Annotated in this window: 16 protein-coding genes and 2 pseudogenes; 4 read left to right on the top strand and 14 right to left on the bottom strand. The window is 73.0% G+C overall.

Annotated features, from left to right (window positions below):
* Nucleotides 1–33: 33 nt before the first annotated feature.
* Complete coding sequence (locus J2Z30_RS28055) at nucleotides 34–975, bottom strand: AraC family transcriptional regulator (protein ID WP_044577714.1); 942 nt, start codon at nucleotides 973–975, stop codon at nucleotides 34–36.
* 81 nt (nucleotides 976–1,056) lie between these two features.
* Between J2Z30_RS28055 and J2Z30_RS28050 the strand changes: the two genes are divergently transcribed.
* The gene (locus J2Z30_RS28050) at nucleotides 1,057–1,929 is read left to right on the top strand and encodes a Rossmann-fold NAD(P)-binding domain-containing protein (protein ID WP_063790993.1); all 873 of its coding nucleotides are present in this window, start codon (nucleotides 1,057–1,059) and stop codon (nucleotides 1,927–1,929) included.
* 52 nt (nucleotides 1,930–1,981) lie between these two features.
* Here J2Z30_RS28050 and J2Z30_RS28045 read toward each other — a convergent pair whose 3' ends face one another.
* The 7 genes from J2Z30_RS28045 to ribA all read right to left on the bottom strand — a co-directional run bounded on the left by J2Z30_RS28045 (nucleotide 1,982) and on the right by ribA (nucleotide 10,178).
* A complete protein-coding gene (locus J2Z30_RS28045) occupies nucleotides 1,982–4,528 on the bottom strand; it encodes a SpoIIE family protein phosphatase (RefSeq protein WP_044577718.1) in 2,547 nt (848 codons plus the stop codon).
* A 65-nt stretch (nucleotides 4,529–4,593) separates the two neighbouring features.
* Nucleotides 4,594–4,728: a hypothetical protein gene (locus J2Z30_RS51060; RefSeq protein ID WP_281062767.1), complete on the bottom strand. Its 135-nt coding sequence runs from the start codon at nucleotides 4,726–4,728 to the stop codon at nucleotides 4,594–4,596.
* A 74-nt stretch (nucleotides 4,729–4,802) separates the two neighbouring features.
* Nucleotides 4,803–5,717 carry an NAD(P)H-binding protein gene (locus J2Z30_RS28040; RefSeq protein WP_044577720.1) on the bottom strand — a complete coding sequence of 305 codons (915 nt, stop codon included), beginning with the start codon at nucleotides 5,715–5,717 and terminating at the stop codon, nucleotides 4,803–4,805.
* A gap of 2 nt (nucleotides 5,718–5,719) precedes the next feature.
* Nucleotides 5,720–7,852 carry a xanthine dehydrogenase family protein molybdopterin-binding subunit gene (locus J2Z30_RS28035; RefSeq protein ID WP_044577722.1) on the bottom strand — a complete coding sequence of 711 codons (2,133 nt, stop codon included), beginning with the start codon at nucleotides 7,850–7,852 and terminating at the stop codon, nucleotides 5,720–5,722.
* Nucleotides 7,849–8,838: an FAD binding domain-containing protein gene (locus J2Z30_RS28030; RefSeq protein ID WP_044577724.1), complete on the bottom strand. Its 990-nt coding sequence runs from the start codon at nucleotides 8,836–8,838 to the stop codon at nucleotides 7,849–7,851. Before J2Z30_RS28030 ends, J2Z30_RS28035 begins: the two co-directional genes overlap by 4 nt.
* Nucleotides 8,835–9,341 carry a (2Fe-2S)-binding protein gene (locus J2Z30_RS28025; RefSeq protein ID WP_020872527.1) on the bottom strand — a complete coding sequence of 169 codons (507 nt, stop codon included), beginning with the start codon at nucleotides 9,339–9,341 and terminating at the stop codon, nucleotides 8,835–8,837. Before J2Z30_RS28025 ends, J2Z30_RS28030 begins: the two co-directional genes overlap by 4 nt.
* A gap of 180 nt (nucleotides 9,342–9,521) precedes the next feature.
* Nucleotides 9,522–10,178 (bottom strand): GTP cyclohydrolase II, encoded by a 657-nt coding sequence (gene ribA / locus J2Z30_RS28020; protein WP_037950114.1) that lies wholly within the window; start codon nucleotides 10,176–10,178, stop codon nucleotides 9,522–9,524.
* 97 nt (nucleotides 10,179–10,275) lie between these two features.
* Here ribA and J2Z30_RS28015 point away from each other — a divergent pair, with 97 nt between their 5' ends.
* Complete coding sequence (locus tag J2Z30_RS28015; RefSeq protein WP_044577730.1) at nucleotides 10,276–11,025, top strand: creatininase family protein; 750 nt, start codon at nucleotides 10,276–10,278, stop codon at nucleotides 11,023–11,025.
* Nucleotides 11,025–11,660 (top strand): annotated as a pseudogene (locus J2Z30_RS49925) (RibD family protein); the annotation flags it as partial. The gene J2Z30_RS28015 and the pseudogene J2Z30_RS49925, both read left to right, overlap by 1 nt.
* Before the next feature lie 279 nt (nucleotides 11,661–11,939).
* Here the strand turns inward: J2Z30_RS49925 and J2Z30_RS49920 are convergent.
* From J2Z30_RS49920 to J2Z30_RS27990, 5 genes and pseudogenes are all read right to left on the bottom strand, one after another.
* Nucleotides 11,940–12,713, bottom strand: a pseudogene (locus J2Z30_RS49920) (lysylphosphatidylglycerol synthase transmembrane domain-containing protein); the annotation flags it as partial.
* A gap of 56 nt (nucleotides 12,714–12,769) precedes the next feature.
* A complete protein-coding gene (locus J2Z30_RS28005) occupies nucleotides 12,770–13,675 on the bottom strand; it encodes a class I SAM-dependent methyltransferase (protein ID WP_372453316.1) in 906 nt (301 codons plus the stop codon).
* Nucleotides 13,603–14,709, bottom strand: coding sequence for a glycosyltransferase family 4 protein (locus J2Z30_RS28000; protein WP_052701652.1), 1,107 nt, complete (start codon nucleotides 14,707–14,709; stop codon nucleotides 13,603–13,605). The genes J2Z30_RS28005 and J2Z30_RS28000 overlap by 73 nt, the downstream gene beginning before the upstream one ends.
* Nucleotides 14,706–15,104, bottom strand: coding sequence for a 6-pyruvoyl trahydropterin synthase family protein (locus J2Z30_RS27995; protein ID WP_044577739.1), 399 nt, complete (start codon nucleotides 15,102–15,104; stop codon nucleotides 14,706–14,708). The genes J2Z30_RS28000 and J2Z30_RS27995 overlap by 4 nt, the downstream gene beginning before the upstream one ends.
* Before the next feature lie 78 nt (nucleotides 15,105–15,182).
* Nucleotides 15,183–16,181 (bottom strand): zinc-dependent alcohol dehydrogenase, encoded by a 999-nt coding sequence (locus tag J2Z30_RS27990; RefSeq protein ID WP_044577741.1) that lies wholly within the window; start codon nucleotides 16,179–16,181, stop codon nucleotides 15,183–15,185.
* A 118-nt stretch (nucleotides 16,182–16,299) separates the two neighbouring features.
* On the opposite strand from J2Z30_RS27990, the gene J2Z30_RS27985 reads away from it, so the two are divergent.
* Nucleotides 16,300–17,058: a CDP-alcohol phosphatidyltransferase family protein gene (locus J2Z30_RS27985; protein ID WP_044577743.1), complete on the top strand. Its 759-nt coding sequence runs from the start codon at nucleotides 16,300–16,302 to the stop codon at nucleotides 17,056–17,058.
* 85 nt (nucleotides 17,059–17,143) lie between these two features.
* Here the strand turns inward: J2Z30_RS27985 and J2Z30_RS27980 are convergent, their stop codons facing one another.
* A complete protein-coding gene (locus J2Z30_RS27980) occupies nucleotides 17,144–17,851 on the bottom strand; it encodes an SDR family oxidoreductase (RefSeq protein ID WP_044577745.1) in 708 nt (235 codons plus the stop codon).
* Between the last annotated feature and the right edge of the window lie 86 nt (nucleotides 17,852–17,937).

The raw sequence follows: 17,937 nt of genomic DNA, 5'->3' as shown, positions 1-17,937 counted from the left end.
CGTGGGACGGACCGCTGTCCGTGAGGGGGCGGGTCAGTCGGCGGGGGCCGCATCGCGGTGTGCCCGCGGGCTCAGGCCGCGCTCGCGTTTGAAGGCGGCGCTGAGGGCGAACGCGCTGCCGTAGCCGACCCGCCGGGCCACCGCCGCCAGGGTGTGCTCCGGATCCCGGAGCAGATCCGCCGCGAGCGCCAGCCGCCAGCCGGTCAGATACGCCATGGGCGGCTCACCCACCAGCGCGGTGAAGCGGCGGGCCAGCGCCGCCCGCGAGACACCCGTCTCGGCGGCGAGCCCGGCAACCGTCCACGGATGGGCCGGGTTGTTCTGCAGCAGCCGCAGGGCGCGGCCCACCACCGGGTCGCCCAGCGCCCGGTACCAGCCAGGCGTCCGGGCCTCCGGCCGGGAGAACCAGGCCCGCAGCACCGAGATCAGCAGCAGATCCAGCAGCCGGTCCAGGACCGCCTCCTGTCCGGGCTCGTCCTTGACGATCTCCTCGCCGAGCCAGGGCATCAGGGGACAGTCCCACACCCCGCCGTCCAGGGCCAGCAGCGAGGGCAGCGCGTCCAGCAGCCGTCCGCTGATCTCTCCGTCCAGCAGATAGCTGCCGATGAGCATCATGGCCGAGCCGTCCGGGCTGTTGCCCCAGGTGCGCACCCCCAGCGCCATCGCCTCGGCCAGATCGGCGCCGTCCGCCGTGCGGCACACCTCACCGGGGAGGATCCACGCCTGCGGCGCGGTTGCGGGGTCGTCGGCCACCGTGTACGGGTCCGGGCCGCGCGCGATCGCCACGTCCCCCGGGCGCAGCCGCACCGCCTCGCCCGCGTCCGGCACCACCCACGCCTCGCCGCGTGCCATGGTCATCACGCACAGCGGGGCCCGGTCCTCGATCCGCACCGCCCAGGGCGGCTCCATCACGACCCGCAGCAGAAAGGCCCCCCGGGCCCGCGGGCCGTCCAGCAGACTCGCCAGCGCGTCCATGGCGCACAGCGTAGACGCTCGCGCATGCGGCGGAGCCTCTCGGCCATGGCCCGTCTCAGCGCCCGCGAGTTGACTGGCCGTATGACGACACAGCCCACGCAAGCACCGGCCGCGCGATCACAGCCCACAGAGCGTACGACCGTCCTGGTGCTCGGCGGCACCGGCAAGACCGGCCGCCGGGTCGCGGACCGGCTGAGCCGGGCCGGGCACCCGGTGCGGATCGGCTCCCGGTCCGGCGAGACTCCGTTCGACTGGGAGGACCCGCGCACCTGGGAGCCCGTGCTGGGCGGGGCCGCCGCCGCGTACATCGCCTACTACCCAGACGTCTGCGACCCGGGAGCCGCCGCCACCCTCCGCGCCTTCGCCGAACTGGCGGCCGAGCGCGGCACCCGGCGGCTGGTGCTGCTCTCCGCCCGGGGTGTGGAGGCGGCGCTGCCCGCCGAGGAGGCGGTGCGGGTGCGGGGCGTGGCGGCGACCGTGCTGCGGGCGAGTTGGTTCTTCCAGAACTTCGACGAGGGCGTTCTGCGCGGCGGGGTGCTCGACGGCGAGATCGTCTTCCCGGCCGGGGACGTCAAGGAGCCCTTCGTGGACGCCGACGACATCGCCGAGGTCGCGGTCGCGGCGCTGACCGGGGACGTACCCGGAGACCGGACGTACGAGATCACCGGGCCGAGGCTGCTGACCTTCGCCGAGGCGGCCGCGGAGATCGCCGGGGCGACGGGCCGCGCGGTGCGCTATGTGCCGGTCTCCGCCGGGAGTTACGGGGCCGCGCTGGTGCGCGACCACGGGCTGCCGGACGAGCTGGGGGCGTTTCTGACCGAGCTGTTCGCCACCTTGCTGGACGGGCGCAACGCGTATCTGACGGACGACGTCCGGCGCGTCCTGGGCCGTGCGCCCCGGGACTTCGCGGACTACGCGCGACAGGCCGCGCGGGGCGGGGGCTGGGGCGGCTGAAGCGCGGTGGACACCGCTGCCTTCCGCGGGGTGTCTGTCTTCCGTCTGAGTGTCAGGGGAGTGGCTGTTCGGTCCAGATGCACTTGCCGGTGGGCGTGTAGCGGGTGCCCCAGCGCTGGGAGAGGGCCGAGACCAGCTGGAGCCCGCGCCCGCCCTCGTCGGTCTCCGAAGCATGGCGGATCCGGGGGGTGGTCAAGGAGCCGTCGGTCACCTCGCAGATCAGCCCCTCGCCGCGCAGCAGCCGTAGCTCGATCGGGCCTCTGCCGTGCCGGATCGCGTTCGCGACCAGCTCGCTGACCAGCAGTTCCGCGGTGGGGGTGAGCGGTGCCAGCTCCCAGCGGGTCAGCTGGTCCCGGACGTGATCGCGTGCCTCGCCCGCGGCGATCGGCCCCTCGGACAGTGGCCATGCGGCGATGTGGTCGGGGGCGAGCGCATGGGTGCGGGCGATGAGCAGTGCCGCGTCATCGGCGGTGAGCTGCTTCTCCGGCAGCAACTCGGCCAGCACCTCGTCGCACAGCCGCTCCAGCGACGCGTGTCCGCCGCGGTCTCCGTCGGGCCAGGTGTCCCCCGGGCCGGGCGCGCGGGCCGCGCTGGACAGCGCGCTCGCCAGCTGCCGCATCCCGCGGTCGATGTCCCGGGCTGCGGATTCCACCAGACCGTCGGTGTACAGCACCAGCAGACTGCCTTCCTCCAGACTCACCTCGGTGGTCTCGAACGGCGGCTGGGCCGCGCCCAGCGGGGGATCGGGGGCGCCGCCGGCGAAGCGGACCGGGTGGCCGGGGCGTACGACGGCCGGCGGCGGATGTCCGGCGCTGGAGAAGACGCAGGTGGCGCCGACCGGGTCGTACACGGCGTACAGGCAGGTCGCGTAGAGGTTGTCCCCCAGCTCGCTCACCACGTCGTTGAGCCGGGTGAGCAACTCGGCGGGCGGGAACTCCAATTCGGCCAGGGTGTTCACGGCGGTGCGCAGCCGGCCCATGGTGGCCGCCTCGGACAGCCCGTGACCCATCACATCGCCGATGACCAGGGCCACCCGGGCGCCGGACAGCGGGATCACGTCGTACCAGTCACCGCCCACGTCGATGCCCTCGCTGGCGGGCAGATAGCGTGCGGCGGTGGTGACCGAGGACAGCGACGGCAGAGCGCGGGGCAGCAGCCCCCGCTGGAGCTCCTTGGCCCGGGTGTGCTCCATGTCGTACAGCCGCGCGCGCTCGATGGCCTGCCCCATCAGTCCGCTGAGCGCGGTGAGCAGGGCCCGCTCCTCCGCGTCGAGCCGGCGCGGCTCGGCGAAGGCGACCACCGAGCAGCCGATGCTCCGGCCGGAGACGATCAACGGCAGAAAGGCCCATGCCTGCTTCTCGGCCGCGGCGGGCCGCCCGGCCATGGCGGGATAGCGCGCGGTGTACTCCTCGACCGACTCGACGAAGGCCGGCGCCCCGGTCTGGTACACCTCCGAAACCGGCGACACCTCATGGATCGAGGCCCCGTCGATCGACTCCAGGAAGGGCTGCGGATAGCCGACGGCCCCGGCGATCCGGATCACGTCGCCCTCGATGAGCTGCACCACCATCCCCGAGGCGCCGAACGGCGGCAGTACCCGGTCGGCGATGGCGTTCACCACGTCGCGCATCGTCAGCGCCTGCGCGAGTGCGTTGGTCAGCTCGCCGATCCGCGCGGTGCGCTCGGCCGCCGCTTGCTCGGCCGCGGCCCGCTCCGCCTCCCGCGCCCGGCTCGCGGTGATATCGGCGGCGTAGACCGTGAGCCCGTTCGGCACCGGGACCAGCCGCATGGAGTACCAGCGCTGATTGGTGGGCCAGCGCACCTCGAACCCGACCGGGGTGCCGCTCTCGGCGGCCCGCCGGTAGCGGCTTTGCAGGCCCGGCTCGGCCTCGTCGACGCTCAGCCGCGCGAAGGCGTCCCACAGCGTCCGGCCGAGAGTCGTCCGAGCGGCGCCGAGCAGCCGCTCAGCCTCGCCGTTGACGAAGGTGATGCGCCAGTCGCCGTCGACCGCGAAGAACGCGTCGCTCATATGCCAGAGCGCCTGGCTCACCTGGTCGTCCGCCAGCAAGGTGCCGGTGCCGTCCCGGTTCCGGTCCCGGTCCCGGCCCCGGTCGGGAGGGTCCCCCCGCAGCCGTGGGGCGGCCCACGCGGCGAGCGCCTCGACGGCCGCCCACCGCTCCGGTGCGGGCCGCTCGGCCGGGACCATCAGCACCGACACCGCGCCGGTGACCCCCTCCGGAGTGATCAGCGGAACCGCCAGCAGCCCGCTTCCGGCGGGCAGCGCCGGGCCCGTGCCGTCCCCGGCGCCGAGGGCGGGCGCCCACACGGGTGTGCCCTGGGCCATCGCGCGGGCCGGGGCACTGGCGTCGGCCGGCTCGACCTCCGCCCAGTCCCGGGCGACCGGACGGATCAGCCCGTGCACCGCCGTGAGCAGCAGCGACCGGGCGCCGGGTCCGCGCAGATGCACCATGCCGCCGAGACCGCCGGTCTCCGTCACGGCGTGATCGAGCACGAATCCGAGCAGGTCGGGGCCGCTCAGCCCGTCACCCGCCTCGGTGATCATGCGTATCCGTGCGGCGATGGCGTCGTCCATGCCCATGGGGAAAATTTACTCCCTTAGGGGTGCATAGCAGTGCTGACCCGTCGGGCGGCGGTCGACCGGGGTCAGCGGGGACCAGACCGGCAGGTGTAGTGCGGCGCGGACCCGACCAGGATATCGGCGATGTCGCGCAGACAGACGAAGCCCGCCAGCGGCGCCGCCGCGTCCAGCACCGCCGGCAGGACGTTCAGCCCGCTCACAGCCCGCCCAGCGGGGTGATCACGGCGCCGATGACGCCCAGCAGTACTCGTACCGCGCTTCCGTTCCGCCCACGTCACCTCTTGAACATCTCGGGGTGCTCGCGGACGTACTCCCGCACCCCGGTAGCGGGCCTTCCCGTGATCGTCTCGATGTCGTCGGTCCAGCGGTCGTAGCGGTTCTCCGCGTGCAGCCGCGCCATCGTGGCGAGGTGGTCGAAGAGGTGGTCGGGCAGGCCCAGCGCCTTCAGATCGTGGTTGACCCAGGCCTCGTAGGAGACGTCCACATAGGCGACCGGCCGGCCGAGCGCGTCGGCGAACTCCGCGGCCATGGTGGTCATGTCGACGGAGGCCGGGCCGGTCAGATGGTAGGTCCTGCCGATGTGCGAGGAGGGGGCCACCAGGATCGCCGCCACCACCGCGGCGACGTCCCGCGCCGCGACCGGGGAGGTGCGCCCGGTGCCGAACGGCAGCCGGATCGTGCCCTCCTCGGCGATGGAGCGGTAGACGAAGACCGAGAAGAGCGGGTTCTCCAGGAAGACGGTGGGCCGGAGATGGGTGACGGGCAGCCCGGACCAGTTGAGCGCCTGCTCGGCCAGCCAGTGCTCCCGCTGCTGCGTCGACTCCGAGGTGCTGGTGAGGTCCATCTGGGAGACCGTCATCTGCGACATGTTGACCAGCGCGTCCAGCCGAGCGTAGTCGCGGGCGACCGCCGCCGTGGTCATCGTGGCCTCCAGATACTTCGGCGACACGCTCATGCCGAAGTACATCCGCCCACAGCCGTCCAGCACGCGGGCCACGTCCGGGGCGCGGGTCAGATCGCCCGCCACCACCTCCGCGCCCGTGGCGCGGAGGGCCTCGGCCCGCTCGTCCTCGCGGTGGACCATGGCGCGCACGGGCAGCTCACGGCGGCGCAGCTCCTCCACCACGGTGCGGCCGACGGCCCCGACACTGCCCGCGGCGCCGGTCACCAGGATCGGTGGATCGGACATGGCTAGGACACCAACTTGTCGAGAGTGATGGGCAGTTCGCGGATCCGGACACCGGTGGCGTGGTGCACGGCGTTGGCGATGGCCGCCGCGGTGCCCGTGATGCCCACCTCGCCGAGGCCCTTGGCCCCCATGGGGTTGGTGTACGGATCGGACTCGTCCACCCAGTGGGCCTCGACCGCGTGCACATCGGCGGCGGAGGCGATGTGGTACTGGGCGAAGTCCTGGTTGACCACATGGCCGAACCGCGGGTCCAGCACGCTGTGTTCGTACAGCGCCATCGAGATGCCCTGGGTCATTCCGCCGATCAGCTGGGAGCGGGCCGTCTTGGGGTTGATGACCCGGCCCACGTCGAACATTCCCAGCAGCCGCGCCACCCGCACCTCGCCGGTGTCCTCGTCCACCCGTACCTCGGCGAACTGGGCGCCGAAGCTGTGCATCGCATAGCGCTCGGCCTCCGGATTGCCACCGGGCAGCTCGGCGGTGACCTCCAGCCCCTCCGGCGGCGCGATACCGCCGTGCTCGGCCTGCAACCGGGCCCGCAGCCGGTCCGCCGCCTCCCAGATCGCGGTGCCCCAGCTGTTGATGCCCGCCGAGAACCCGGCGACCGACGCGGCCGGCAGCGCCGTGTCCCCGATCCGCATCTCCACCTGCCCGACCGGGACGCTCAGCGCGTCCGCGGCGATCTGGGTGAGCGCCGTCCAGGTGCCGGTGCCCAGGTCGGCGGCGGCGATCCGGACCGTGTAGTGGCCGTCCGGGGCGAGCCGGATCGTGGCCGCGTTCCCGGGGAAGCGGGGGGAGGGGTACGTCGAGGCGGCCACGCCGGTGCCCACCAGCCAGCGGCCCTCGCGCCCCGACCGGGGAACCGGGTCGCGGTGGTCCCAGCCGGCCCGGCGGGCGCCCTCGCGCAGACAGGCCGTCAGATGGCGGCTGGAGAACGGCAGCCCGGACTCCGGATGCACCTCCGGCTCGTTGCGGATCCGGAACTCCACCGGGTCCAGACCGCAGGCGATCGCCATCTCGTCGATGGCCGACTCCAGCGCGTACATCCCCTGCGCCTCGCCCGGCGCCCGCATGATCGTCGGCACCGGGACATCCAGCGGGGCCAGCCGGTGGGTGGTGCGCCGGTGCGGCGCCGCGTACATCAACCGGGAGCAGACGGCCACCTGCTCCGCGTACCCCTTGGCCTTGGCGGTCTGCTCGATCACCTCGTGGCAGAGCGCGGTCAGCCTGCCGTCCCGGCCGGCGCCCAGCCGGATCCGCTGGATCGACGCCGGGCGGTAGCCGACCAGGGCGAACATCTGCTGCCGGGTCAGGGAGAACTTGACCGGCCGCCGGACCATCCGGGCCGCCATCGCGGCGAGCACGGCGTACGAGTGGGGGTAGACCTTCGAGCCGAACGCGCCCCCGACATGCGGGGAGATCACCCGCACCCGTCCCGGCTCGAGACCCAGCACCCCGGAGATCAGGGCCTGGCTCATGGAGGCGCCCTGGGTGGAGCAGCGCACGATCAGCTCACCGTCCAGCCAGGTGACCACGGCGGTGTGCGGCTCCATCGGGTTGTTGTGGTACATCGGCGTGGAGTACGTGACGTCCACCATGGTCGGCGAGGCCGCGAGCGCCGTATCGACGTCCCCCAGCACACTGTCGGCGGGCGAGCCGTCCTGGAGCTCTCCGCCGCCCGAGCCGAAGGTCGCGGCGTGCACCGGGGAGTAGAGGTCGCCGCGGTCGGCGCGCAGTTCCACATCGGGGGCGCGGCCCTCGTAGTCCACGCGGACGAGCCCCGCCGCGCGGCGCGCGGTCTCCAGGCTCTCGGCCACCACCGCCCCGATGAACTGGCCGCGCCAGGCGACCTCGTCGGACTGCAGCACCGCGAGCTCCGGATCCTCGGGCCGGGTCAGCGTGGGCGCGTTGAGATGGCTGAGCACCGCCAGCACCCCCGGCTCCGCCTCCGCGAGCGCGCTGTCCACCCCGGTGACCCGCCCGGCGGCGATCGTGGACTGCAGCGGATACAGATAGACGGGCTGGTCGAGAGGCCATTCATAGGCGTAGGTGGCGGTGCCGGTGACCTTCTGCACACCGTCGATACGGTCCATCGGGACGCCGATGGCGCGGGGGCGTGCCGTGACGTCGCTCATCGCGCCTGCTCCAGCAGTTCCAGCAGGGTGCTGACCATCGTGTTGCGGGCGAGCGGGACCTTGAAGGCGTTGCCCGGCAGCGGCCGCGCCGCGGCTAGCTCGGCGGCGGCCGCGTCCACGAAGCTCTCCCGCGTGGCGGGCGCGCCGCGCAGCACCGCCTCGGCCGTGATGGCACGCCAGGGCTTGTGCGCCACGCCGCCCAGCGCGATGCGCGCATCCCGTACCGTCCCGTCGGTGACCTCCAGCGCGGCGGCGACGGAGACCAGCGCGAAGGCGTACGAGGCGCGGTCGCGCACCTTGCGGTAGCGGGAGCGGGTCGCGGCGTGCGGGGGCGGCAGCTCCACCCCGGTGATCAGCTCACCGCGCTCCAGGACCGTGTCGCGGTCGGGGGCGTCCTCCGGCAGCCGGTGCAGCTGGGCCAGCGGGATCCGCCGCTCGGCGACCGGGCCGGCCACCGTCACCACCGCGTCCAGCGCGGCCAGCGCGACGGCCATGTCGGAGGGGTGGGTGGCCACACAGGCGGGGGAGGCGCCCAGGATCGCCATATCGCGCTGGTAGCCATTGACGGCCGAGCAGCCCGAGCCCGGTATGCGCTTGTTGCAGGGGGTGGTGACGTTCTGGAAGTACGGGCAGCGGGTGCGCTGCAGCAGATTGCCGCCGGTGGTGGCGAGGTTGCGCAGCTGGCCAGAGGCGCCCGAGAGCAGTGCCTGGGAGAGCACCGGATAGCGCCGCCGGACCCGCGGGTCGGCGGCCAGATCGCTGTTGGGCACCGCCGCCCCGATCCGCAGACCCCCGTCGGGCAGCTCCTCGATCCGGTCCGAGGTGAGCCGCCGGACGTCGATCAGCACCTCCGGGGTCGTCACCTCAAGACGCATCAGATCGACCAGATTGGTGCCCCCGGCCAGATAGGCCGCCTCGGGCTCCTTCACCAGGGTGGCGACGGCCGCCGGCACCTCATCGGCGCGTTCGTAGCGAAAGGGCCTCATCGGTGCGCCACCTCCGCGATCGCCGGGACGATGTTCGCGTACGCGGCGCAGCGGCACAGATTGCCGCTCATCCGCTCGGCGATCTCCTCGTCGTCGAGCACCACGTCGGTGGCGCCCGGGTCCTTGGACACGGCGCTGGGCCAGCCGTTCCCGGCCTCCTGGAGCATCCCGGCCGCCGAGACGATCTGACCGGGTGTGCAGTAGCCGCACTGGAAGGCGTCATGGGCGATGAACGACCGCTGGAGCGGATGCAGCTCACCGTCGGTGAGCCCGGCCGCCGTGACGATGTCCGCGCCCTGGTGGGCGACGGCCAGTGCGAGGCAGCCGAGGATCCGGCGGCCGTCGAGCAGCAGGGTGCAGGCGCCGCACTGTCCGTGGTCGCAGCCCTTCTTGGGGCTGGTGTTCCCCAGCTGTTCGCGCAGGGCGTCCAGCAGCGTCGTACGGGTGTCGACGGTGAGGCGGTGCTCGGTCCCGTCCACCCGGAGCTCGATCTCGAGGTCCATGGTCCCTACCCTTGATCGTCGTCCTTCGGAACGTCACGCGGCACCCCCATTCTCGGACATATGCGTACTGATCGCCCGTTCGGCGGTATGGTCACGCCGAAACTCCGTACCGATACGGGCCGCGGCCCACGCCCGGCCGACACCGGTGGACCAGGCCGCGGCCCGGGGCCAGGGCCTCCTTCAGGTGCGCTGGATCACGGCTTCCAGATGGGGCAGATAGTGGTCCATGCGGTCCCGCTTGGTGAGCAGATACGGGAGGTTCTCCTTGTGCGGAGTCATCAGCAGCGGCACCTGCTCGCTGACCCGGACGCCGTGCCGCAGCAGCGCGTCCCGCTTCTGGGGGTTGTTGGACAGCAGCCGCACGGAGCGCACCTCGAGGTCGTGCAGTACATCCGCCGCCACCTTGTAGTCGCGAGCGTCCGCCGGCAGGCCGAGGGCGAGGTTGGCCTCGACGGTGTCCAGCCCCTCGGACTGGAGCTTCATCGCCTGGAGCTTGGCGAGCAGCCCGATCCCGCGCCCCTCATGGCCTCTCAGATACACCAGAACGCCCCGGCCTTCGGCCACGATCGCCTTCAGCGCGGCGGACAGCTGGTCGCCGCACTCGCAGTGACGGGAGCCGAACGCGTCTCCGGTGAGGCACTCGGAATGCAGCCGGGTAAGCGCTTCCTCACCGCCGACATCGCCGTATACCAGCGCTATTTGTTCATCACCGCGCACGAGGTCCCGATAGCCGATCGCGAGAAAGTCGCCATGCTTCGTGGCCAGCCGGACATTCACCACTCGTTCGACACCCGAGGTGCGGGTGTCGACATCGAACACGCCATCACTTTCTGTCATGTCCCGATCTTATCTGGAAAACCACCGCCCTTGTACAGGAGAATGAGAAAGCCGCAGCAACAAGCTGTCCGGACGACACATGAAAGGTCCACGAGATATGAGCGGTTCGGGAACGCGCCCGCAGACTGGCATGGTGCTGCCGACACGGACGACGGAGGAAGTGCGGGCCGACCGGGCCGATGTCGCCGTTCTTCCCGTAGGCAGCTTCGAACAACACGGCGCATTTCTCCCACTGGTGACCGACACGGTCATCGCCTGCACGGTCGCGGCCGAGATCGCGGCCGCGTACCCGGTGCTCCAACTGCCCCCGGTGACGGTCTCCTGCTCCCATGAACACGCCGCCTGGCCAGGGACGGTGTCGATATCCGCGGCCACCCTCTACGCCGTCGTCCGCGATATCGCGGACTCACTCAGGCGCTCGGGTATACGCGGTCTGATTCTGGTGAACGGACACGGCGGAAATTACGTGCTGCGCAACATCGTTCAGGAATCCGCGGGCACTGACTTCCGCATGGCGCTATTCCCTGGATCGGCCGACTGGGAGACCGCAAGGACACGCGCCGGAGTACGCACCCCGGCCAACAGCGATATGCACGCGGGCGAACTGGAGACATCGATCCTCCTGCATGCCCATCCGGAACTCGTACGGTCCGGTCATGAAACCTCCGACTGGATATCCGACGATCGGAAACATCTGCTCACCCTCGGTATGTCCGCCTATACCGGGTCCGGGGTCGTCGGCCGTCCGTCCAGGGCATCCGCGGATAAGGGAAAGGAACTCCTGGCCGGGCTCGTCGACTGCTTCGCCGAGTATCTTTCCCTGGTCGGTGCCGAGAAGGAGGCGTGATGACCTTCCTGGAGACGGAAGAGGCTTGGGAGCGGCTGCGCTCCGTCCGGACCGAGGCGGACACCGGGGCCGCCGGTCTGGTCCGGGGCCCGGACGGCCGGTGGCGGTGGAGCGAGGCCGCCTCGCCGGAGGCCCGGCTCCTGGTCGACCGCTATCTCCCGCTGTGCCTGGCCGGGCCGCGGCTGACCATCGCTCAGCTCGGCCAGAGCCTGGACGGCTTCATCGCCACCCGCACCGGCGACGCCGACTACGTCACCGGCGAGGAGGACCGCCGCCATCTCCACCGGCTGCGCGCCCTCGCCGACGCGGTGGTCGTCGGGGCCGGCACCGCCGTCGCGGACGACCCCCAGCTGACCGTGCGCGCCTGCGCGGGCGCCCACCCGGTGCGGGTCGTTCTCGATCCGCGCGGACGGGTGCCGCTCGACCGACGGGTGTTCACCGATGGCTCAGCTCCGACCCTGTGGGTGGTGGGCACCACCGGTGAGCACCGGCCGGCGCCGCCGGACGGCGTGGACGTGCTGACGCTCGACGACCCGGACGCCTTTGCCCCCCACCACCTGGTGCGGGCGCTTCGGCGGCGCGGACTCGGCCGGATACTCGTCGAGGGCGGCGGGGTCACCGTCTCGCGCTTCCTGCACGCGGGGGCGCTGCACCGGCTCTACGTCACCGTGGCCCCCGTCCTGCTCGGCGACGGAATCCCCGGGCTGCGCTTCGACGGGACGACGGTCATGCGGGACGCGCTCCGCCCGCCGGTCCGCCGCGGCACCCTCGGCGAGGACACCCTCTTCGAACTCGACCTGTCGGCCGCGCAGCCGGCCGCACCACTGGACGGCCAGCACCACGACACCGGGGAGGCTCGCGGCGAAGGTGAGCACCCCGTAGACCACGGCCACGGTCAGCCCCTGGCTCGCACCCAGGCCCGCGGCGCCGAAGGCCCAGGCGGTCACGCCCTCGCGGGGGCCCCAGCCGCCGACGTTCAGCGGCAGGGCCATGGCGATCAGGGCGAGCACTATCAGGGGCACCAGCTCGGTCAGCGGGGCGTCTGACCCCGCCACCCGCGCGGCCAGGACGAACGTCGTCAGATGCCCGGCCAGCACCACCACCGAGGAGATCACCACCCCCGGCCAGCTGCCCCGGGCCAGCAGCCCGCGGCGCGCCTCGAGGAGCGCGCCGCGGACCGCGCCCCGCCGCCGCCCGGCCACCGGCGCCGCGCGGCGGCGCCGGACGGCCACCACCGCGAGGAGCGACAGGACGCACGCCGCGGCCAGTACCCACGCCGTGGTCGGCCCGCCGATCAGCCGACCGGCGTGTTCCAGGGCCAGGGACGGGTGGGCCAGCAGGATCGCCACCCCGACCGCGATCAGCACCACCTGGCCCGCGACCCGTTCCAGCACCACCGCGCGCACACCGCGGCCGACATCCCCCGCGTCCCGCCCGTGCCGCACCGCGCGGTGCACATCGCCGAGCACCCCGCCGGGCAGCGCGGCGTTGAGGAACAGCGCGCGGTAGTAGTCGGCGACGGCCGGGCCCAGCGGCAGCCGGATCCGCAGCCCCCGTGCCACCAGACACCAGCGCCAGGCGCTGAAGACCGTGGTGAGCAGGCCGAGGCCGACCGCCGCCAGCAGGGTGAGCCCGTCGATGGTGCGCAGGCCCTCGACGAAGGCCCCGGTGCCCAGCCGCCACAGCACCACCCCGAGGATGGCGACGCCCGCGGCCGCCCCGAGCCGGGCCCGCAGCGCGCCGGTCACGCGGCCGCCCCCAGCGTGCGGGGCGCGGGCAGCGCCAGCAGATCGTGGTGGTGCACCACCACCCGCAGCGCGCCCGACGCGGCCATCGCCAGCCTGCGGCGCAGATACGCCTCGGCGTGCGCGCCGAGCTCCGGCCGGTGCTCCACGGCCGCGCCCACCCAGCCCCGCAGCCACGCGGCCGTCAGCGCGGAGTGCTCGGCGCCCAGCACCCAGGGGCTGGCGTGGGTCCGTACCGTCGCGCCGTGCCGGGCGAACGCCTCGGAGGCCACCGCCATCGCGTCGGGGCCCACCAGACCGCCGCGCCGCTGATGGGCGTTGAACGCCTCGGTGATCTCCGCGTCCATCGGGTCGGCCGGGGTGAGCTCGACCCGCCCCACCACGGACAGCGCCAGCAGCGCCGGGCACTCCGCCTCGGCACAGGCCGCGGCGATCCCGTCCACCTCCCCGGGGGTGAGCACGTCCAGCAGTGCGGACGCCGTCACCAGCGAGGCGCCGTCCAGCGTGCTCGCGGTCAGCCGGGAGAGGTCGCCGCGCGCCGTCGCGATGGTGATACGGCTGCCGTCGGTGGCCGCCCGGGGCATCCGCACCGCCGCCCGGTCCAGCAGATCGGGGTCGCGGTCGTGCAGGATCCACAGCTGCGGGCCGCTCAGCCGGGGCGCCAGCCAGCGCCCCATGGAGCCGGTGCCGCAGCCCAGGTCGTGGATCACCAGCGGCGGGCCGGACAGCTGGGGGCCGAGCGCCTCGAGGAGTTCGGGGGAGCGGGCCGCCGCGTCGGCGCCCTCCCGCAGCTCCAGCCAGTCGGGGGTGTAACGCGGTACGTCGGTCGTCTTCACGCGGCCCTCCGCGGTTCGTCTCGGAGCTGTTCCAGCGCACCGGCCAGATTGCGGGTGGTGTTCTCCCACCCGGCCAGCGCGGTGCGCCGCTCGTGCGCGGCGGCGGTGAGCCGGCGGCGCGCACCGGGGTCGCCCAGCCAGCGGCGCAGCGCCGCCGTGAGCGCGTCGGGGTCGTCCGGGTCGACGAGGATGCCAGGCACCCTGCCGTCGGGTGCCTGCCCGACCGCCTCCGGAACCCCGCCGACGGCCGTGGCCAGCACCGGGATCCCCCGGGCCAGCGCCTCGGTCACCGCCATGCCGTAGGTCTCGGCGTACGAGGCGAGCACCATCGCGTCGGCGGAGGCGTAGCCGGCGTCCAGCTCGGCGCCGGTCCTCGGGCCGAGCAGATGCACCCGGTCGGCCACGCCCAGCTTCTCGACCAGCTCCCGGAGCCGGGCGGCGTACTCCGGATCCTGTTCGAGGGAGCCCACACAGTCGCAGGCCCAGGGCAGATCGTCGATCCGCGCGAGCGCCTCGACCAGCCGCAGCTGTCCCTTGCGCGGGGTCACCGAGGCCACGCACAGCAGCCGCGAGCCGTCGCCGCCCGAGGAGGCGAGCGGCGCGATGTCGGCGCCGGGCGCCGCCACATGGACCCGGTCCGGGACCAGCCCGTGCAGATCCACCAGCCGCCCGGCCGCCCAGGCGCTGGTGGCCACCACCGTCCGCACGGCGCGCAGCGTCCGGCCCTCCAGCGCCCTCAGATCCTCGGCCCGGCCGGGAGCCAGCCCCGTCTCGTCGCTCAGCGGCAGATGCACCAGCACCGACAGCCGCAGCCGCTGGGCCTGCGGAACGACGATGTAGGGGAGCGCACAGGCCACCAGCCCGTCGAGCAGGACGAGCGTGCCGTCCGCCAGCGCGGTCAGGAGCCGGGCCAGCTCGGCGCGGGCGGCCGGGCCCGGCTGGGGCCAGTCGCCCGCGATGGCGTGCTCCTCGACCCGCCAGCCGGAGCCGGGCAGATCCCGGCAGATCCGCCGGTCGTAGACGTTGCCGCCGCTCGGCGCGGCCGGGTCGGCCACGCCGCCGGGCATCACGAAGTGCACCGTACGCGGTGCGGCCGGGCTCATAGGCCACGCTCGTAACTCGCCCAGGCGACATGCGACTCATGCAGTGTGATGGCGATCCCGGACAGGCCCCGGGCGCCCTCGCCCAGCGCCCCCGAGCGCACCCGCGTCGCGAGGCGGTCGGCGATCACCTTGGCGAGGAACTCGGTGGAGGTGTTGATCCCCTTGAAATCGGGTTCGTCGTCGAGGTTGCGATAGCTGAGCGCGCCGCACACCTCCCCCAGCTCACGGGTGGCCAGGCCGATGTCGACGACGATGTTGTCGTCGTCCAACTCGGCACGGCGGAAGGTGGCGTCCACGAGGAACGTCGCCCCGTGCAGCCGCTGCGCGGGTCCGAAGACCTCGCCGCGAAAACTGTGAGCGATCATGATGTGATCGCGAACGGTGATGCTGAACAACGGATGACCCTCCAGATACGGCGCGTCGGGCCCTCAGCCGGGGCACGCCTTCTAGTACGGCCGTCGCGTTCCCCGTGTTCAGACGGATGACACGGCAGATTCCGCGTTGTAGCGAACCCGGTGGCACAGCCCCGGAATCTCGCCCGAGGCGAGCCGCGGAAGCACCTCGGGAAGCTCCTCGAAACCGCATTCGCCGGTGACGAGGGCGTCGAAGGCGGGGTCGGCGAGCAGTTCGAGCGCCAGCGCCATCCGGTCGCCGTAGGAGCGGCGGGCGCCCCGGGCCGGGGACACCGTCCCCACCTGGCTGCTGCGCAGCGTCAGCCGCCGGGAGTGGAACGCCTCGCCCAGCGGCAGGCCGATCCGCCGGTCCCCGTACCAGCTCAGCTCCAGCACGGTGCCCTCCGGGGCGAGGAGCTCCAGCGAGCGCGCGAGCCCCTGTTCGGTGGCGCTGGCGTGCACCACCAGATCGAGGTCGCCCGCCGCCTCCCCGGGGAGCGCGAAGTCCACCCCGAGCGCCCGCGCGACCTCCGCGCGCGCCGGCTCGGCGTCCACCAGCTGCACCCGTACGGCCGGGAACCGGGACAGCACCGCCGCGACGGAGGCACCCACCATCCCCGCCCCCACCACCGCGATCCGGTCGCCCAGCAGCGGCGCGGCGTCCCATGCGGCGTTCACCGCGGTCTCCACCGTCCCCGCAAGCACCGCGCGCGGCGCGGGCAGGCCCTCGGGCACCGGGGTCACCGCGCTCGCCGGGACCACATAGCGGGTCTGATGCGGATACAGGCTGAAGACGGTGCGCCCCCGCAGGGCCGCCGGCCCCTCCTCGACCAGACCCACATTGAGATAGCCGTACTTCACCGGCCCCGGGAACTCGCCGTCCTGGAACGGCGCGCGCATCGCGGAGTACTGGCTCTCCGGTACCCCACCGCGGAAGACCAGGGTCTCCGTACCGCGGCTCACCCCGGAGCACAGCGTGCGCACCACCACGTCCCCGGGCCCGGGTTCGTCCAGGTCCACCTCCCGTATCTCGCCATGGCCGGGGGAGCGGAGCCAGAAGGCACGGGCGGTGCGCGTCATACGACGTTCTCCTGAGGGGCTGAACAATCGGACGGTGGCCCACGTACGGATGACCATGAAGCCGCGAACACGGTACGCGGCACCCATTCACTCCGCCACACAGCCCGGAGGGTGCACGGTGGCCCTGAACAATCCCTACAACACGACGCTGTTGCGCAACGAGACAGCCGCGGGCGCGGCCGCGTTGCGCACCGAGACGGCCGTCGGCGCGGCCGCGCAGCTGCTGTTGCTCGTCCTGCTCGGCACGGCGATCGACCTGGGACCCGCGGGCTGGCTGACCGGCCTGGCCTTCGCGGTCGCCACCTGGGCGGTGCTCACCCGCGCCCTGCAGCGGTCCTGGCTCGCCTCCTTCGGCGCGGCCAACCGCGTCACCCTGGCGCGGGCCACGCTCGTCGGCGGGGTGACCGCGCTGGTCGCCGACTCCTTCGAGAGCCCGACGCCGGTCACCGCCCTGGTGTCGCTCACCGCGGTCGCGCTGATCCTCGACGCGGTCGACGGACAGGTGGCGCGCCGCACCGGCACCTCGTCCTCCCTGGGCGCGCGGTTCGACATGGAGGTCGACGCCGTCCTCATCCTGGTGCTCAGCATCTATGTGGCCACCTTCCTCGGCCCCTGGGTGCTGCTGATCGGCGCGATGCGTTACGCCTTCGTAGCCGCGGCCTGGGTGCTGCCCTGGCTGAACGGCCGGCTGCCCCCGAGCACGGCCCGCAAGACGGTGGCCGCGCTCCAGGGCGTCCTGCTGCTGGTCGTCGGCGCCGATGTGCTCCCGTATCCGGTGGCCTTCGGTGCCGCCCTGCTCGCCCTGACCCTGCTCAGCTGGTCCTTCGCCCGCGACATCAGGTGGCTGTGGCGCACCCGGGCCGGCCGGGCGCAGTGAGCGCGGCGGCGCCGACGGGCCCGCCGCCCCCTACCGGGGAGGGCCCCGCTGCCAGGGGAGGACCCCGCTACCAGAGAGGGCCCCGCTACCAGGGGAGGGTGCCCTCGATGTCGAAGTAGCCTCCCGTCGGGCCGTCCGGGCCCACCGTCGCCATACGAACGATGATCTCGGCGCCCTCCTCGACGGTCTGATGACCGGTGTGCGCGTTGAGGTCCGTCGCGGTGTAGCCGGGCTCCACGGCGTTGATCCGCATCTCCGGGAACGCCTTCGCGTACTGCACGGTGACCATGTTGACCGTGGCCTTCGACGCCGGATAGGCGACCCCCGGATAGGCGTGCATGGGGGTGTCCGGGGTGGAGACCCGGTCCAGCGAGGCCAGCCCGCTGCTGACGTTGACCACGACCGGCGCGGCGGACCGCCGCAGCAGCGGCAGGAAGGCATGGGTCACCCGCACCACGCCGAAGACGTTCGTCTCGAACACCTGCCGCATCATGTCGGCGGTGACCTCGGCGGCGCCGATCACCCCGCCGTCCGGCGTCCGCGCCTCGATACCGGCGTTGTTGATCAGTACATCCAGTCCGCCGCCCGCCTCGACGGTCTTCGCGGCGGCGGCCACGGACGCGTCATCGGTGACATCGAGGACGACCAGCCGCGCCCCCAGCCGCTCGGCGGCCCGGCGTCCGCGCTCGGCGTCCCGGCTGCCCAGATAGACGGTGTGGCCCGCGGCGATCAGACGGCGGGCGGTCTCGAAGCCGAGACCCTTGTTCGCTCCGGTGATGAGTGTTGTCGTCATGCCCTCCAGGCTGCGTCCGGGCCGGGCGGGCAGCCAGGTGCTCCGTCTTCCTGGGACCGCGGGTACCAGGCTCGTCCCCGGCCCGG

It is taken from the genome of Streptomyces iranensis, from assembly GCF_017874715.1.
GTDB lineage: Bacteria > Actinomycetota > Actinomycetes > Streptomycetales > Streptomycetaceae > Streptomyces > Streptomyces iranensis.
This window is presented reverse-complemented; position numbering and strand designations above follow the sequence as displayed.

Coding starts and splice junctions, on each gene's coding strand:
- J2Z30_RS28055 (WP_044577714.1), bottom strand. CDS start 975: ATGGACGCGCTGGCGAGTCTGCTGGACGGCCCGCGGGCCCGGGGGGCC.
- J2Z30_RS28050 (WP_063790993.1), top strand. CDS start 1,057: ATGACGACACAGCCCACGCAAGCACCGGCCGCGCGATCACAGCCCACA.
- J2Z30_RS28045 (WP_044577718.1), bottom strand. CDS start 4,528: ATGGGCATGGACGACGCCATCGCCGCACGGATACGCATGATCACCGAG.
- J2Z30_RS28040 (WP_044577720.1), bottom strand. CDS start 5,717: ATGTCCGATCCACCGATCCTGGTGACCGGCGCCGCGGGCAGTGTCGGG.
- J2Z30_RS28035 (WP_044577722.1), bottom strand. CDS start 7,852: ATGAGCGACGTCACGGCACGCCCCCGCGCCATCGGCGTCCCGATGGAC.
- J2Z30_RS28030 (WP_044577724.1), bottom strand. CDS start 8,838: ATGAGGCCCTTTCGCTACGAACGCGCCGATGAGGTGCCGGCGGCCGTC.
- J2Z30_RS28025 (WP_020872527.1), bottom strand. CDS start 9,341: ATGGACCTCGAGATCGAGCTCCGGGTGGACGGGACCGAGCACCGCCTC.
- ribA (WP_037950114.1), bottom strand. CDS start 10,178: ATGACAGAAAGTGATGGCGTGTTCGATGTCGACACCCGCACCTCGGGT.
- J2Z30_RS28015 (WP_044577730.1), top strand. CDS start 10,276: ATGAGCGGTTCGGGAACGCGCCCGCAGACTGGCATGGTGCTGCCGACA.
- J2Z30_RS28000 (WP_052701652.1), bottom strand. CDS start 14,709: ATGAGCCCGGCCGCACCGCGTACGGTGCACTTCGTGATGCCCGGCGGC.
- J2Z30_RS27990 (WP_044577741.1), bottom strand. CDS start 16,181: ATGACGCGCACCGCCCGTGCCTTCTGGCTCCGCTCCCCCGGCCATGGC.
- J2Z30_RS27980 (WP_044577745.1), bottom strand. CDS start 17,851: ATGACGACAACACTCATCACCGGAGCGAACAAGGGTCTCGGCTTCGAG.